Raw genomic sequence first — 13,080 nt, forward strand, 5'->3', positions numbered from 1 at the left:
AAAATATAGTCAAACCGGGAGGAGACCCTTATGCGTAAATATCTGCTTGCAACCGCGGCGCTCTGTGCGCTGGCGGCATCTGCCAATGCCGAATCCGTCAGGATGAGCGTTGGCTCGTACAACCTCAACAACCTGCCTTTCCCCGTGGCGGCGAGCCTTGGCTTCTACAAGGAGGAGGGCCTTGATGTAACGACCGAGAACTTTGCCCAGGGCGGATCGAAGGTTCTGCAGGCGCTTGTTGCCGGTTCCACGGACGTTGCCGTGGGCTTCTACGATCATACGATCCAGATGCAGTCGCAGAACAAGCACGTGGTCGGCTTCGTGCAGCTTGCCCGCAACTCGGGTCTGGTTCTCGCCGGCAAGAACGACACGGACTTCGACCCGGCCAAGCCTGAGACGATCAAGGGCAAGAAGGTCGGCATCACGTCGCCCGGCTCCTCTTCGGACTTCTTCATTCGCTACTACATGAAGCAGCATAATCTCAGCGACAATGACATCTCCATCATCGGTGTCGGTTCGGGTGCTGCGGCCGTTGCCGCCCTGCAGCAGGGCAAGATCGATCTGCTCGTCAATTACGATCCTGCCGCAACCATCGTCGTGGAGCGCGGGCTGGGCAAGATCCTCATCGATGCCCGTAGCGATCAGGGCGCAAGGGATGTCTATGGCGGCATCTATCCCACCTCGGTCCTTTACGCCACGCAGGACTATATCAATGCCAATCCCGAAGTGATCCAGAAGGTCACCAATGCGACGGTTCGGGCGCTGCACTGGATGAAGCAGCATTCTGCGGAGGAAATCGTCGCAAAGCTTCCCGATGATTTCGTGTCCGGCGACAAGCAGACCTACATCAAGGCCGTTGAAGCGGCCAAGGCGATCTTCTCCGAAGACGGCAAGTTTGAGCCTGCCGATCTCGAAACGCCGCTCGCTGTTCTGAAAAGCTTCAATGATGCGGTCGCCAAGGCGACGATCGATCTCAACACCACCTACACCAACAAGTTCGTCGAGGCTGCGGCCTCGAAGGCCGCAAACTGAGAGGCCGCCATGTCTTCGCCAGCCAGAAAGCTAGAACCCGTGACGGAACTCGAACCCCAGCCGATGGTGGCAATCGACGACGTGACCATGGCGTTCGGTTCGTTCGTTGCCGTGCAAAATGTAAATCTCAAGGTCGGCGATGGTGAGTTTCTCTCCATCGTTGGGCCGACGGGATGCGGAAAGTCCACCATTCTCAACGCTATCGCGGGCCTGTTGAAGCCAGCGCAGGGCAGGGTTTCCATCGACGGTTCGCTCGTCAAGGGCGTACAGAACAACATCGGATATCTGTTCCAGCAGGATGCGCTTCTTCCCTGGAAGACAGCGTTTCAGAATGTCGAGCTTGGCTTGATGTTCCGCGGCGTTCCCGAAAATGAGCGGCGCGCCAAGGTTCAGGCCTGGCTTGAAAAAGTTGGCCTGAAGGGCTTCGGAGACCGCTTTCCGCACCAGCTCTCCGGTGGACAGCGCAAACGCGTGCAGATGGCGCAGGCTCTCATCACCGAGCCGAAGGTCATCCTGATGGACGAACCCTTCTCGGCATTGGATATCCACACCCGCCACCTCATGCAGAACGAGTTGCTGCGCCTGTGGCAGGAGGACCGCCGTGCGGTGGTCATGATCACCCATGATCTGGAAGAGGCGATTGCGCTCGGAGACCGGGTTGTCGTTCTCGCTGCCGGCCCGAAGAGCCGCGTCATCGAGAGCTTCCCTGTCGATCTCGAGCGGCCCCGCAACGTCGCGGAAATCAAACTCGATCCAAAATTCATGACGCTCTATCGCGATATATGGGCGTCCCTGCGTGGCGAAGTGGAGAAAAGCTATGCAAGCCGTTAATGTTCGTATCATCCAGATCGCTCTTCTGGTCGTGCTTTTGGGCGGGTGGCAGCTCGGTGTGACTTCGGGCGCCATCGACCGCTTCTTCTTTCCGGCACCCTATGACATCGTCAAACAGGTGATTGACTGGGTTGCCGATGCCGGTTTTTACAAGCATGTCGGCATCACGCTGAGCGAAACGGTGCTGGGCTATCTCATAGGTACAGGTCTCGGCGTCGGCGCCGGCGTCTGGCTGGGCCTCAGCCCCTTCGTCGCGCGGGTGCTCGATCCGTTCATCAAGGCCGTGAACGCCATTCCGCGTGTCGTTCTGGCCCCGATCTTCGTGCTCTGGCTCGGTCTTGGCCTGTGGTCGAAGGTTGCGCTTGCGGTTACGCTCGTCTTCTTCGTCACCTTCTTCAATGCCATGCAGGGCGTGCGCGAAGTGAACCCGGTCGTGCTTTCCAATACCCGCATTCTGGGCGCCAAGCGTTCGGATTTGCTGCGTCACGTCTATTTCCCGGCGGCGGCGAGCTGGATTCTGTCGTCGCTGCGCACCTCCGTCGGATTTGCAGTGGTTGGCGCAATCATCGGCGAATATCTGGGAGCTTCCGCCGGCCTCGGTTATCTGATCGCCCGTTCGGAAGGCAATTTCGATGCGGTCGGCGTCTTCGCGGGCATCATCATCCTGGCGGTCTTCGTTCTTGTTATTGACCTCATTCTGGATTTTGCGGAGAAGAGGTTGATTACCTGGCGACCCAATGCAGGCGAGGAGCGTCCCGCGTAAGCGGACTGAAACAAGACTATTTCCGTTGGGGCGGTCCGTGATCGCCCCTTTTTAAATGGCTGAGCCTTGCAAGCGAAATGGGGACGTCCAAATCCTTCATTCGTTGGACAAATTGCACATGCTGGATATCTATTACACTGATTTCGACACCACCGTCATACCCTCGGACCCGGGCTGCCTGGAACTCGCCGGCTCCATCGATCTTGATGCGCACCGTTTACTTGCGGCCCTGTTCGACAAGGCCCGGCAGGCCGGCGTCAATCTCAGATATTTCGAAGATACGCTGCTTGAACCGAAGCAGGTCGTGATATTGCTGAACATTCTCCTGGCAAACGAACATGTTTTTGAAGGTAACGAACACGCGCTGGCCGCGTTCAATTCGATGCGTGATCTCCTGCAACGGGCTGCAAAGCGAGGCGTGGGGCTCGTGGCTTTTGCTGATTGAGCGCTGGTGCATTGTGTTTCTGGCGGTGAGATTTGTAAAAGTGCCGGGAAAAGTCTCCTTCCATATCTCGACACAGGGGGTTCTTTGGTGCTCCAAGGAAGGACGTATCCGCTGAGGAGCCATTCATGAAAACAGTCACAAGTTCGTCGCCCCTGCCACTGGATGGCCCGCAATGGGCGAGATTCCGTCAGCGGGATGAATTGCGAAAGGCGATGCTTGAACGGCGCTTCGACGAGGTCGAGCGTATACTCGCGGCGCTTGAAGCGGCATGGTGGCAGTCCGACGATCTGGCGGACGATCACTATATCCATCTTTCGACCGACACTGGCCTGTTCGACAGCGCCAGCGTCGACGCAGCCCTCAGACTGGAACTGCTCGATGCCTGGAGGCAGGCATACCCGGCTTCGTATCATGCAAGGCAGGTCGCCGGTCACTATTATTTCCGCCGGGCCTGCGACATCCGAACGGCGACCTGGGCATCGGATGTTGGGGAAGACCAGTGGACCGCCGCCCACATGGCCTGCATAATTGCGGCAGAGCATTTGCTGAAGGCGATGACCCTTTCCGCGCGGCCTGCTCTTGCTGCGGAAACCATGATGGAGATGAGCCAGTATCTCGGGCAGCCGGATTTCGTCGATGCGCTGTTTCTGGGTACGCCGGTTGAAAAGACGGTAACGAGCGATGAGTTGGAACCGGAGCTTTACGAAGCCGCATGCGCCCGGCTTGCCAGACACGGATTGACGCCGCCCGGTATCATAACGGCGACGCTTCCTGCCTCGCTTCCGCCCCTGCAGCAGGGGGACGCCGAAAATCCCGGCTATTACTGGTTGCGCTACTGCCTTTCGCTTCGGCCCCGTTGGCCGGAAATCCTGGTTTCTTACGCGCAATATTTGAGCCCGCGATGGGGTGGCGATGAGGGTGAGGTCGAAAAATTCGCCAAAGGCCCCTTATGTTCCGCACTGAGCGAACAGGAGCGCAATTCCGTGCGCTGGCCCGGGGTGCAGGATGCGCTGACCATCCCCGATTATCCCGAACCCGGCGATACCCGCGAAATTGCCGCCCGGGAGAGGATTTTCAAGAATTGGCTGGCGCGGGATCTCACCGATCGCCTGCGTTTCGTTTCCCTCGGAAAATACGCCAATTTCACCCATTATTCTCTCCAGGACGAAAAACTGGCGCACCAGCGCCATGTGGAATCCATCCGTTACTGCAAGGCGCCGGGAACCTATCCGGCCATTGACGGCCCGTTCCGGGACTTCACCAATCTGATGCTGATCCAGCATTTCGAGGATCACGACGGCGCCTATGCAAACGTGCTGCAAACGGCCATCCGTCGTTTTGACGAGCCGACCATGCTGACCATGGCGGCATTTGCCTGGCAGTTCGGCATGTGGGGAATAGAGGCGAACCCGGCCATCGCCACGCAGCTGGTCGACCGGGTCGCGCAACTCGAACCGCTCTACGAGCCCGATGAGTTCACGCCGATGCATGCCTGCCGGATGATCTGGGATGGAGGCTTCCAGCAGGAGTCGGCCTGGTTGACCCGCGCATTCGCTGAACGGCGCGTCTATTCGGCCGCGGCAAGCATGTATGATATCGCAACGGGATTCCGGCCCGATACAGACCCGCAACTGCTCGACGGCGACGAAGCGGGTCGCTGGCTTCAGCAGGCAGTCGAGGAGGGTGAACCGGTCGCACTTTATAACTATGCCTGGCGGCTGGAAAATGTCGACAATCTCGATCTGTCGCTCCGGGAAAATTTCGAACGGGTTCAGGAATATTACCGTGGCGCGATGGAAGGCGGCGTGGATATGTCCCTCATTCGACTGGCGAGCGTCGACCGCCGGCATGGCACTGCGGAGGAAAAACAGCAGGCCGTCGCCAATATGAAATCCCTCATCGACTATCATGACGACCACATTGCCGGAGAGGCTTATGGCCAGGTCGTTCTCGCCTATAAATACGGCGATGGCGTTCCCAAAAGCGAGTTCATCGCCATGCAATGGTTCGACCGTTACAAGGAACTCTTCCCCGATCATTCGTCACTGGAGTGGATGGAAACGCAAGTTTATGGATCGAGCGGATTGCAGATGGCCGGGCGGGCGTTGAAGGCCTTCTTCCTCGGCAAGAAACTTTCAAGCGACCATCTTCCACCGAAATAAGCGTCGGCATGGCGAGCCCCCTCCAGTCACCGCGCGAAGGCAGATGGCGAGCCCTGGCCTGGCTCGCCTTTGGTGACATGTTCTTGTTGGCCAGCGGCCTTACGCTGATCCTGTCGCCTCTTTTGCTTGTGTTGCTGGTGCCTTCGCGGCTTCTGCTGGTGCTTCTTGCTTTGCCGGCGCTGTCATGGGTCCTTTACGGGCTGATGGTCCTGCGAGCCTATGCGGCAGTGCCGCCCCCACCGGTTTCGGATGGAATATTGCTGGAGGCCGACAAGGTTCCCGCTCTTGCCGAAGAGCTTGAACGGCTGCGCCTCGCCTGCGATGCGCCAGCCTTCACGGCCGTCTATATCAATGCAGAGCTTAACGCGTCGATCTATCAGACGGGCTCCCGTGGCGGCCAGCCGAGGCATGTTTTGGTGCTCGGCCTGCCGCTTCTCGCCCTGTTGACGGGACGGCAGGCCGCGGCCGTCATCGCGCATGAATACGCCCATATTTCCCGGTTGCACGGTCATTTCGCGCGCTGGGCCCATGTGGCTCGCCAACGCTGGGCGGCACTCGGTAAATTGCATGAGCGCAATCATCGGCTGGTCACCGCGCCGCTCAGATTGTTTCTTGCCTGGTATGTGCCGCGCATGATGCGCGAGACGCTGGAGTTTTCCCGTCGCTGCGAGGCGGTTGCCGATGCTCGGGCGATCACGGTTTGCGGCGCCGACATCGCATTTGAGACGGAAATCGCTCTCACATTGCGGCAAAGAGCCCTGTCCAGCCAATTCTGGCCGGATATGTTTGCTGGGGCAGACAAGGATGACATCGCGCAGGCGCGACCCTTTGCCCTGATGTTGGCGGAGCCGGAGAACAGCCGCCCGCGAGATGGCGCACAGGCGGCCGTCTGGCTGCATGAGGACCTCTGCCAGAAACCGGATAGTCATAGCACCCATCCCGTTTTGTCGGAACGCATTGTGGCAACGGGGTTTGATCCGGCAGGCCCGCTTCCCGATCATCTGCCCTGGCGTCTCGAAGAGATCTCCGCCGCCGCCGAATGGCTGGGGAAAGAAGCCCCCGGCATCGCGGCACGGCTTGATGCAGACTGGCGCGACAATGCCGAACGAGGCTGGCAGGACGCAAAAGACTGGCATATCCGTCAGCGCAGCGAATTCTCAAGGCTCCTGCAGCGTCGCGAACAACAGATGTTCGACGAGCAGGACTGGCTGCAACTGGCGCTGCTTTCAGAGAAATTCGATCCATCAGGCATGCTGCGCGCCGAGGCTATCGCGGAAGGATCGCGGTATTCGCCCGAAGAGACGACGCTTCTACAGCTACGGGCAGAGGATATGGAGAAAGCCGGAGACATACACGGAGCAATGTCCTTGTGGCACCGTATCGGCCGGAACCCCTCTTTCTCCAGGTATCGGCTCCATCGCCACCTCTGCGAACTCTGCCTGCGGGTGGGAGACAGGCCGGCGGCGGAGCAGCATCGGCAGATCGCTGACCGTCTGTGGACGAGCGAAGATGCCGTCCGATCCGCCGCCAACCATACCGGTCTCCATCCTCACGGGTTGGAAGCATCCGAACTCACCTTGCTGCAAGGCACGCTTCATCCGCTGTTTCAGCATGCACATGCCATCTGGCTCTGCCGCGACACGCCGCCCGGCGCGCCGGACCCGACACGCTGGTTCCTTTATGTGCAGGCCTATGACGGCTGGTTCATGCGCCTCATCGGCAAATTGACCGGCGAGGAGGACAGGAACGCTTCCGCCTGCAAGCGGCTGTTTGAGCGTTTGCAGGCGCGGCTGCATCTTCATCTGCAGCTTCGTTTTATCGGGCCGAACGATCCAGTCCCGGCCCATTGCAGGCACGATAGCCTGATTGCCCGAGCGGGCACGGCCGTGGTCGCGTAGGTTACAGGCTTGAATAACGGTGCCGGCTGCTGCCAGGCTTGAAAACGATGCTCGAACCGGTCTGCGGCGCGGCGAATTGTCAGCACTTGCCTATCCCGGGTAACACTTCATTTAGTGATTTTGTGAAATCTAAAATACGCAGGTTCCAAGGTTTCATCGGCGGAGCCGGTAGAACAAGCGGACCCATGACGACCCGCCCGGCGGCGGCTCGAAAAAGGCATCCGCTTGTCGCCCCATGAGGAGGGGCAACAGCTACCCGCGATGTTTCATTATATATTCCCCGGCCTCCTGAGAGGGCGGCTGGAGGAGTGCTTGCCTTGAGGCCATTCATGTCTTTCCTGAACAATACCAAGATAAAAACGAAGGTCGTTTTTGTCATCTCTCTGATGAGCCTGATGTCGCTTTCCGGAATAAGCTACGTCAGCCTGCAATATAAAGGCACCGACAGCGTCTATAGCGATTTCATCGGCCATGAGGCCCTTGCTGCGGTTCTGAACGCCAGAACCAGCGGGAACCTCAATGCACTCGGCATGCAGATGCTTCGCGCCAGCCTTAACGACCCGGCCAGCGCTGATTTCGAAGCTGCCGTCAAGACCTTCAGAGCCGACCGTAAGCAGCTCGAGGAACGCCAGAACAAGATCATGGAGCTTGTGCCGGCGCGCACGGATGCCGCCCGCGATATCCTCAAGGGTGTCGTCGAAGTCGAGGAGATCGGCAATCAGGTCATCGCCCTCATGCAGGCAGGGCAACGCGCCGAAGCGCAGCAGATGGCGCTCAACGTGCTTCGAAAAATTGCCGAAGTCTCGCCAAAGATCAGCGCCGGCAATGAGCAGCTCATCCAGGTGATGAATGAGGGGAGAGAACGCCTTACAGCCAGCACCAATACGACGATCTGGACGGGCCTGATTACGCTCGCGCTCGTTTCGCTGGCCGTGATCGCACTTGGCCTGCTCATTTCCTCCCGGGGCATCACCACCCCGATTGCGCGGCTTCGCGCGCGCATGGAATCGCTCGCGGCCGGTGATACGGCAAGCGAAATTTCCGGAATGGATCGCAGGGATGAAGTCGGCCAGATGGCTGCTGCGGTTCAGGCGTTTCGCGAAAGCGCAATCGAACGCCTCCGGCTTGAGAATGAGACGGAGGCCAACCGGTCGACTTCGGAAAAGGACCGGATCGAGCGCGAGAAACAGAAGGCCAGGGAAGCTGCCGACGTGCAGTTTGCCGTCGACAATCTTGCCACGGCCCTTTCGAAGATCGCCCAGGGCGACGTTACTTACCGGATCGTTCAGCCGTTCGTCTCCGGTCTTGACGGTATCCGCGGCGATTTCAACCGGGCTGCGGAACAGTTGCAGTCGACCTTGAGCCAGGTGGCGCAGAACGCGCGCGGCATCGATGCCGGCGCCAACGAGATAAGGTCTGCGGCGGACGATCTGGCGAGACGCACGGAGCAGCAGGCTGCCGCCGTTGAAGAGACTGCGGCTGCGCTGGAAGAAATCACCACGACGGTGAAGGACGCCACGAAGCGGGCGCAGGAAGCGGGTCACCTCGTCGGCCGCGCGAAAGTCGGCGCTGAAAAATCCGGAGAGGTGGTGCAGCAGGCCGTCGCTGCAATGGAGCAGATCGCGACATCCGCCAATGAGATTTCCAACATCATCGGCGTGATCGACGAGATCGCGTTCCAGACCAACCTTCTGGCGCTGAATGCGGGCGTGGAAGCTGCCCGTGCGGGTGAGGCGGGCAAGGGCTTTGCCGTCGTCGCGCAGGAGGTTCGCGAACTGGCGCAACGCTCCGCCGGTGCGGCCAAGGAGATCAAGAACCTGATCACGACATCCAACGGTCAGGTTCAGCAGGGCGTGCAGCTGGTTGGTGAAACCGGCAAGGCGCTGGAACTGATCGTGACGGAGGTGCAGGAAATCAACCGGCACGTCGCCGCCATCGCGGAATCGGCACAGGAGCAATCCTCCGGTCTTCAGCAGATCAATACGGCCGTGAACCAGATGGATCAGGACACCCAGAAGAACGCCGCCATGGTGGAGGAAAGCACCGCCGCCAGCCACGGGCTTGCACGCGAGGCGTCTTCGCTCAACGGGCTGATCGCACAGTTCAAACTGTCCGAAGGCGGTTATGGCGAGGCCTCCGCGCCCGTGCGCACGGCATCGGTTGCCGGCAGGCCCGCAGCGTCTCCCGCGCGTGCGCTTGGCGGCAGGATAAGGGCGGCGTTTTCAGGCAATGCCGCGTTGAATACCACCCCCGACAACTGGGAGGAGTTTTGATCCTTGCCCTGCCTTTACGTCGCCTTCAATTGAGGCGCTGAAAGCATCGCTCTAGATATTGGCACCGGGGATCGGAGATCCCCGGTGTCCTGCTTTTGGGCGATATCTGCCCGTTGAGGGCGTGAGTGCTTTCCCCTTCGGCACTTGCAGCGACCGCCTTGCCCCGTGTGAAACAGTCGGCGCTTTGGCCCAAATACGCGAAAGCATTTCTCAAAATATGCGGCTTTTGGAATGAGCGTCTTTGATAGCCTATTAAAAACATAGAAAATACACACAAAAGAAGGGCGAACGGATATGAAGATCCTTGGCATTTCCGGTAGTGTGAAGCGGCCATCTCGCACGGCGCATGTCGTTGAACGAATTGTTGCCGCGATCGGGCGGACGGCGAAGGTTGAAACCGACCTCATCGATCTTGCCGATGCCGCCCCGGTTCTATTTCGGGCATTGCGCGCAGATGAGCTCGACGAGGCCGGGCGTGCAATTGTCGATGCCGTCGAGGCTGCCGATGTGCTCGTCGTCGGTTCGCCGGTCTATCGCGCCTCCTATACGGGCGCGCTCAAACATTTATTCGATCTCGTCGATTTCCGTGCCCTGCAGGGTCGACGCGTGATCCTTGCCGCGACCGGCGGCTCGCCGCTGCATGGCCTGATGCTGGAACACCAGTTCCGTCCGCTGTTCGGCTTCTTCGGTGCTGTCACCGTGCCGACCACGGTTTATGCCGTCGAGGCGGATTTTACCGGATACACGCTTTCAAACCCGGCCGTCGAAGCGCGCATTGAGCGCGCCGTCGCCGATCTGTTCGAGCTTCTGCCCGCCAAAGCGCTTGGTGGCGGCGATCACCATCCGACCCTTTCCGTCGTTTCACGCGAAGCGGCTGCCAACTGAGATTGCAAGAGAGGAATTTATCATGACCGCACGCACAGCCGAGCCCGTTAAATTCGCCTATTGGGTTCCGAATGTTTCCGGTGGCCTCGTCATCTCGAATATCGAGCAACGCACCAGCTGGACCATCGACTATAACCGCAAGCTCGCGCAGATCGCGGAAGCGAGCGGTTTTGACTATGCGCTGAGCCAGATTCGATTCACGGCTGGCTATGGCGCCGAGTTCCAGCATGAATCCGTGTCTTTCAGCCATTCCCTACTGGAGTCGACAAAGACGCTGAAGGTCATTGCCGCCATTCTGCCGGGGCCGTGGAACCCGGCGCTCGCTGCAAAACAGATCGCCACGATTAACCACCTCACCAATGGCCGCGTTGCGGTCAACATTGTCAGCGGCTGGTTTCGCGGCGAGTTCCATGCCATCGGCGAACCGTGGCTCGACCACGACGAGCGCTATCGCCGCTCGGAGGAGTTCATCCGTGCATTGCGCGGCATCTGGACGGAAGACAGCTTCACCTTCCGCGGCGATTTCTATCGCTTCAACAATTATTCCCTGAAGCCGAAACCGGTCGATCCGCAGCCTGAAATCTTTCAGGGCGGTTCTTCGCGCGCAGCCCGCGATATGGCGGCTCGCGTTTCCGACTGGTATTTCACCAACGGTAACACCCCGGAAGAGATCGCAAGGCAGGTCGATGACATCCGTGCCAAGGCGGCTGAGAACAATCATTCGGTCAAGGTCGGCGTAAATGCCTTCGCCATCGTGCGTGAGACGGAGGAAGAGGCAAAGGCCGTGCTTGCCGAAATCATCGAGAAGGCCAATCCGGAAGCGGTCAATGCTTTTGGCCATGAGGTGAAGAATGCCGGTAAGGCCTCCCCGGAAGGCGAAGGCAACTGGGCGAAATCCAGCTTCGAGGATCTCGTTCAGTACAATGACGGTTTCCGCTCTAACCTCATCGGCACCCCCCAACAGGTGGCGGAGCGCATCGTGCGCCTGAAGCGCGCCGGCGCCGATCTCATCCTGCTCGGTTTCCTGCATTTCCAGGAAGAGGTCGAGTATTTCGGCAAGCACGTCATTCCGCTGGTGCGCGCACTCGAAGAGGCCGAGGAAAGCGCGGCGATTGCAGCCGAATAACGCAGGCAGAACAGGTGGAGCGGCGGCCTTCGCCGCTCATCCGCCGAAAGCGCCGCAGCCGAACCGGACGGGACGCATGCGTTCGAACTTGCGCGACCTGGCACGCATCGCTGTGAATTTTTCATCCCGGCTGCTAAAATTGGACGTTATTCGGTCCGTGAGCCGCCGAGATCGCGTGAGTTGAAATGTCAGTGAGCCGGAATAATGCCATTGTCGCCATCATAGGCGGTGGATTTAGCGGGGCAGCGATTGCCCTTCATCTCCATCGAGCCGCTGGGGCGTTCGAAAATGTGCGGATCGTCGTGTTCGAGCCGAGAGCGGCATTGGGTGCAGGGCTTGCCTATTCCACGCCGGAGCCGACCAACCGGATCAACGTGCCGGCCGGCCGCATGACGCTTTATCCTGATGATCCGGATAATTTCCTCCATTATCTCGACAGGTCGAACGCGCTTGCGGGCGATGCAGCAGCGGTTTTGCCCGACGGGCAGGCCTATCCGCAACGCAGGGTCTTCGGCGCCTATGTCGCGGCCGAGATCGCGCCCCTGCTGGATGCGGGCATTGTTGAGCACAGGCGCAGCACGATAGAACATGTGGCTCGCCATGCAGACGGTTGGGAGTTGCAAACCGCAGACGGCGATAGCCATTTCGCGGACATCGTGGTGGTTGCGACAAGCCATCCGCCGCCGGCGCTTCCGCAGGTGTTGAAACCGCTTGCCGGTCATCCGAAACTGGTGGCGGATTTGAATGCGGACGCTGCGCTGGAAAATATCGCTGCAGGTGACCGTATTCTGATCGTCGGCAATGGCTTGACCGCGGCTGATGCCTTTGCCGCGCTCCACCGGCGCGGCCATCATGCGCGGGTCGTTTCGCTGTCGCGCCGCGGCTTGCGGTCGCGTGGCCATCCGGCCTTGCCGCAGGAACCCTACGGCGATTTTGTCGATCCGCCGTCCAAAAGCGCGTCGGAACTGCTACGGCGGATTCGAGAGGCTGTGCGAGTGTCGCAAGCGGGCGGTGCGAGCTGGCATGGCGTTCTGGACGCCGTTCGCCTGCAGGGACGCGACATATGGCGGAACCTTCCCCTGATCGAAAAGCGAAGGGTGGTGCGGTGGCTGCGGCCCTTCTGGGACGCGCACCGGTTCAGGATCGCGCCGCAGGTGGAGAAACTTCTGGATGAGGCCATAATTTCGGGCCGGTTACAGATCGTCGCCGGGTCGCTTGTGTCCGCAAAGGCTGGCGAAGACGGTTCGTTGCATGTCGATCTGCGGTTTCGCGGCAAATGGGACATCGCGCGGCTCGACGTCGATGCGATTATCGTGACGACCGGTCCCGCTCATGGTGGAATTCTGAAATCGCAGGCTTTTCTTTCCGGTCTGGAGCAGGCGGGTTTTCTGACCTTTTGCCCGACGGGGCTGGGCATCCACTGCGACGAGCGATCCCGCGCCATCGACAGCCGCGGCCAGGCCATTGAAACGCTGCTGATCGGCGGTCCGCTGGCGCGCGGAACCTTCGGTGAGCTGATGGGCCTGCCCCAGGTTACCGAGCACGCGATCTTCGTTGCCGGAGAAATCGCACGGAGCCTTACGCCAGTGACGAGCAGCCCGGCCCCGGTCTGAACGCACACTGACGCGGCGTTGATGAGCCGGCGAAATAGCGGCTGCCATCAGG

The 13,080-nt window shown here is 59.8% G+C and carries 10 protein-coding genes; all 10 read left to right on the plus strand.

Annotated elements, in window-relative coordinates; all coding sequences use genetic code 11:
* The first annotated feature begins 30 nt into the window (after positions 1-30).
* The 10 genes from CFBP4996_RS20880 to CFBP4996_RS20925 all read left to right on the plus strand — a co-directional run bounded on the left by CFBP4996_RS20880 (position 31) and on the right by CFBP4996_RS20925 (position 13,028).
* Positions 31-1,032: an ABC transporter substrate-binding protein gene (locus CFBP4996_RS20880; protein ID WP_003523942.1), complete on the plus strand. Its 1,002-nt coding sequence runs from the start codon at positions 31-33 to the stop codon at positions 1,030-1,032.
* A 9-nt stretch (positions 1,033-1,041) separates the two neighbouring features.
* Positions 1,042-1,863: an ABC transporter ATP-binding protein gene (locus CFBP4996_RS20885; protein WP_080707329.1), complete on the plus strand. Its 822-nt coding sequence runs from the start codon at positions 1,042-1,044 to the stop codon at positions 1,861-1,863.
* Entirely contained in the window at positions 1,850-2,626 is a 777-nt protein-coding gene (locus tag CFBP4996_RS20890) for an ABC transporter permease (RefSeq protein WP_003523941.1), read from the plus strand. The genes CFBP4996_RS20885 and CFBP4996_RS20890 overlap by 14 nt, the downstream gene beginning before the upstream one ends.
* 118 nt (positions 2,627-2,744) lie before the next feature.
* Positions 2,745-3,071: a hypothetical protein gene (locus CFBP4996_RS20895; protein WP_080853942.1), complete on the plus strand. Its 327-nt coding sequence runs from the start codon at positions 2,745-2,747 to the stop codon at positions 3,069-3,071.
* A gap of 125 nt (positions 3,072-3,196) precedes the next feature.
* Positions 3,197-5,233, plus strand: coding sequence for a DUF4034 domain-containing protein (locus tag CFBP4996_RS20900; protein ID WP_080853941.1), 2,037 nt, complete (start codon positions 3,197-3,199; stop codon positions 5,231-5,233).
* Positions 5,234-5,310: 77 nt separating this feature from the next.
* A complete protein-coding gene (locus CFBP4996_RS20905) occupies positions 5,311-7,131 on the plus strand; it encodes a M48 family metallopeptidase (RefSeq protein ID WP_233283603.1) in 1,821 nt (606 codons plus the stop codon).
* 329 nt (positions 7,132-7,460) lie between these two features.
* Positions 7,461-9,404, plus strand: coding sequence for a methyl-accepting chemotaxis protein (locus CFBP4996_RS20910; protein WP_080853939.1), 1,944 nt, complete (start codon positions 7,461-7,463; stop codon positions 9,402-9,404).
* A gap of 294 nt (positions 9,405-9,698) precedes the next feature.
* Positions 9,699-10,289 carry an FMN reductase gene (msuE, locus tag CFBP4996_RS20915; protein WP_080853938.1) on the plus strand — a complete coding sequence of 197 codons (591 nt, stop codon included), beginning with the start codon at positions 9,699-9,701 and terminating at the stop codon, positions 10,287-10,289.
* Between the two features lie 22 nt (positions 10,290-10,311).
* Positions 10,312-11,415 carry a dimethylsulfone monooxygenase SfnG gene (gene sfnG / locus CFBP4996_RS20920; protein ID WP_003523935.1) on the plus strand — a complete coding sequence of 368 codons (1,104 nt, stop codon included), beginning with the start codon at positions 10,312-10,314 and terminating at the stop codon, positions 11,413-11,415.
* Between the two features lie 185 nt (positions 11,416-11,600).
* Complete coding sequence (locus CFBP4996_RS20925; protein ID WP_080853937.1) at positions 11,601-13,028, plus strand: FAD/NAD(P)-binding protein; 1,428 nt, start codon at positions 11,601-11,603, stop codon at positions 13,026-13,028.
* Positions 13,029-13,080 lie beyond the last annotated feature (52 nt).

This window comes from Agrobacterium leguminum (genome assembly GCF_005144435.2).
In the GTDB taxonomy this organism is placed as follows: domain Bacteria; phylum Pseudomonadota; class Alphaproteobacteria; order Rhizobiales; family Rhizobiaceae; genus Agrobacterium; species Agrobacterium leguminum.

Coding starts and splice junctions, on each gene's coding strand:
- CFBP4996_RS20905 (WP_233283603.1), top strand. CDS start 5,311: ATGTTCTTGTTGGCCAGCGGCCTTACGCTGATCCTGTCGCCTCTTTTG.
- sfnG (WP_003523935.1), top strand. CDS start 10,312: ATGACCGCACGCACAGCCGAGCCCGTTAAATTCGCCTATTGGGTTCCG.
- msuE (WP_080853938.1), top strand. CDS start 9,699: ATGAAGATCCTTGGCATTTCCGGTAGTGTGAAGCGGCCATCTCGCACG.
- CFBP4996_RS20895 (WP_080853942.1), top strand. CDS start 2,745: ATGCTGGATATCTATTACACTGATTTCGACACCACCGTCATACCCTCG.
- CFBP4996_RS20900 (WP_080853941.1), top strand. CDS start 3,197: ATGAAAACAGTCACAAGTTCGTCGCCCCTGCCACTGGATGGCCCGCAA.
- CFBP4996_RS20890 (WP_003523941.1), top strand. CDS start 1,850: ATGCAAGCCGTTAATGTTCGTATCATCCAGATCGCTCTTCTGGTCGTG.
- CFBP4996_RS20880 (WP_003523942.1), top strand. CDS start 31: ATGCGTAAATATCTGCTTGCAACCGCGGCGCTCTGTGCGCTGGCGGCA.
- CFBP4996_RS20925 (WP_080853937.1), top strand. CDS start 11,601: ATGTCAGTGAGCCGGAATAATGCCATTGTCGCCATCATAGGCGGTGGA.
- CFBP4996_RS20910 (WP_080853939.1), top strand. CDS start 7,461: ATGTCTTTCCTGAACAATACCAAGATAAAAACGAAGGTCGTTTTTGTC.
- CFBP4996_RS20885 (WP_080707329.1), top strand. CDS start 1,042: ATGTCTTCGCCAGCCAGAAAGCTAGAACCCGTGACGGAACTCGAACCC.